This is a genomic window from Burkholderia sp. AU4i (assembly GCF_000466765.1).
Taxonomy (GTDB): domain Bacteria; phylum Pseudomonadota; class Gammaproteobacteria; order Burkholderiales; family Burkholderiaceae; genus Burkholderia; species Burkholderia cepacia.
Genome location: NZ_ASSI01000271.1, coordinates 1 through 2782 on the forward strand (window position 1 = coordinate 1; position 2782 = coordinate 2782).

At 73.2% G+C, this 2782-nt stretch carries 1 protein-coding gene and 2 pseudogenes; all 3 read left to right on the plus strand.

Going from position 1 to position 2782, the window contains the following annotated elements:
• Nucleotides 1-520 (plus strand): annotated as a pseudogene (locus L810_RS40025) (PLP-dependent decarboxylase); the annotation flags it as partial.
• Between the two features lie 24 nt (nt 521-544).
• Entirely contained in the window at nt 545-2128 is a 1584-nt protein-coding gene (locus L810_RS40030; protein ID WP_021163822.1) for an acyl-CoA ligase (AMP-forming), exosortase A system-associated, read from the plus strand.
• Nucleotides 2125-2782 (plus strand): annotated as a pseudogene (locus L810_RS40035) (hypothetical protein); the annotation flags it as partial. The gene L810_RS40030 and the pseudogene L810_RS40035, both read left to right, overlap by 4 nt.

Consider the following 2782-nt stretch of genomic DNA (forward strand, 5'->3'; position numbering starts at 1 on the left):
GCCGGCCAACGGCGCACCGCTCGGCTCGCTGAGCCTCGGCGGCGGCTTCGCCGACGATCACCCGGGCGATGCCGCGTTCGAGCGCTATGCGACCGCGCTCGCCCCGCTGGCCGGCCGCTACTCGCTCGCGCACGAATCCGGCCGCGCGATCTTCGCCGACGCGGGCGTGTTCGCGACGCGCGTCGTCGCGGTCAAGACGTGGCCGGACCGCACGATCGCCGTCTGCGACGGCGGGCTGTCGCATGCGTTCCTGCTCGCGCAGACCGAATCGGTGATGCGCCGGCTGGCCGCGCCGTCGCTCGTGCGCCGCACGCCTGCACCGCCCGCGCGCGGCGTGCCGACGATCTACGCCGGCAGCACGTGCAGCCGCGCGGACGTGATCGGCCGCGACGATACGGGCGCGCCGCCGCAGGTGGGCGACATCGCCGTGTTCGCGCGCTGCGGCGCCTATCACCGGACGTACTCGATGGCGCATTTCCTGTCCCACGAAGCCGCGCACGTGTACGTGCGGGCCGCCTAGACCCACCAGAGAGAGGAGCCGATCATGAACGCCCTGATCAGCATCGCCGACCTGCTCGACCACGGCGCCGCGCGCTGGCCGCATCATCCCGCGTATGCCGACGGCGGCGGCACGATGACCTACGAACAGCTCGCGCGCGCGGTCCGCCGCGCGGCCGCCGCGCTCGCGTCGCGCGGCGTGCGGCCCGGCGAGCGCGTCGCGATCTACGCGCCGAAACGCATCGAAACCGTGGTCGCGATGCTCGCGGCCAACGCACTCGGCGCGATCTTCGTGCCGGTCAATCCGCAGTTGAAGGAAGCGCAGATCGAACACATCGTCGCCGACAGCGGCGCGGCGCTGTTCATGACCGGCGCGCAGCGATTGAAGCGCCTGCCGGCGCTCGCCGCGCTCGTCGGCACCCGCGCGATGCTGATCGAGGAGCTGGCCGATGCGATCGCCGCGTCCGACGCCGGCGCTTCGGCACCTTCGGCACCTTTGGCCGCCGGCCGCCCGGTCGACGACGATCCCGCCGCGCTGCTCTATACGTCCGGCTCGACCGGCAAGCCGAAAGGCGTGGTCGTATCGCACCGCAACCTGGTGTCGGGCGCGTTCAGCGTCGCCGCGTACCAGGGGCTGGCCGACGACGACGTCTTGCTCGGCGTGCTGCCGCTGAGCTTCGACGCGGGCCTGAGCCAGCTCACGACCGCGCTGGCGTCCGGCGCGTGTTATGCGCCGCTCGACTTCCTGCAGCCGGCCGACGTGCCGCGCCATTGCGACGCGTTCGGCGTGACGTCGATCACCGGCGTGCCGCCGCTGTGGATGCAGCTCGCGTCGGCCGGCTGGAGCGACACGGCGCGCACGCGAATCCGCCGCTTCGCGAACACCGGCGGCCATCTCGCGACGCCGCTGCTGCACCGCCTGCAGGCGCTGTTCACGCACGCCGCGCCGTACCTGATGTACGGATTGACCGAAGCGTTCCGTTCGACGTACCTGCCGCCGGCCGACGCGGCGTTGCGCCCGACGTCGATCGGCAAGGCCGTGCCGAACGCCGAGATCCTCGTGCTGCGTGCGGACGGCAGCGAATGCGCGGCCGACGAGCCCGGCGAACTCGTGCATCGCGGCGCGTTCGTCACGCTCGGCTACTGGAACCGGCCCGAGCTGACCGCGCAGCGCTTTCGCCCGCTGCCGCGCCGGCACGGCGAGATCCCGCGCCCCGACGTCGCGGTGTGGTCCGGCGACATCGTGCGGCGCGACGCCGACGGCTACCTGTATTTCGTCGCGCGCGGCGACGACATGATCAAGACCTCCGGCTACCGCGTCAGCCCGACCGAGGTCGAGGACGTGCTGTTCGCGCTGCCCCACATCCGCGAGGCGGCGGTGTTCGGCGTGCCGCACGCATCGCTCGGCGAGGCGATCGCCGCGTGCGTCGTGTCGACGCTCGACGCCGACGCGTGCCGCGCCGACATCGCACGCGCGTGCCGCGACGCGTTGCCGACCTACATGAGCCCGCTCGTCGTCGAGCCGCTGCCGGCGCTGCCGCGCAACCCGAACGGCAAGATCGACCGCCCCGCGCTGAAAAACCAGTATCGCGACGCGTTCGCGCGCACGAACGAGGAGACCGCCGCATGACCCTGTCGACGCTCGATGAAACCTGCCTCGGCGCGCGCCGCGTCGCCGCGCCCGGCACGCTCGCCCTGTCCGGCGGCGTCGTGGTGCTGCCGCCCGCCGTCGTGTTCAGCGCGATCCAGGCACAGGAGCGCCATCCCGGCTACCGGCACCTGCTGCTGCCGCAGGCGCGCTTCGCGCGGCCGCGCGGGATGGGCGCGCTGACGCCCGAGGAAGGCACGCGCCTCGCGCCGGGCGGCCGGCCCGCGCTGCGGGTCGCGCCGCCCGGGCGCAGCCTCGCCGATCTCGCCGCCGACGCCGCGCTCGACCTGCGCGACCAGCTCGGTTCCGGGCAACTGGCCCGCACGACCCACGTGATCGTCGCGAGCTGCGCGCTCAACGAAGGCATCGGCGACTCGGTCGTCGGCCGCATGCAGTACGAACTCGGCCTGCAACGCGTGACGCCGTTCGCGCTCGGCCAGAACGGCACGCTCGGCTGGTATTCGGCGCTGATGCTGCTCGACGGGCTGCTCGACGAAGGCGACCAGGCGCTCGTGATCCTCAGCGACAAGTGGCTCTATCCGTTCTTCCGCCAGTTCGGCGACCTGGTCGGCTACGGCGACGCGGCCGCCGCGCTGCTCGTGTCGCGCGCGGGCCCGGCGCCCGAGCCGGCCGACT

What these genes read in the sequence shown, in the direction of transcription:
- L810_RS40030 (WP_021163822.1), top strand. Translation starts at nt 545, where the DNA reads ATGAACGCCCTGATCAGCATCGCCGACCTGCTCGACCACGGCGCCGCG.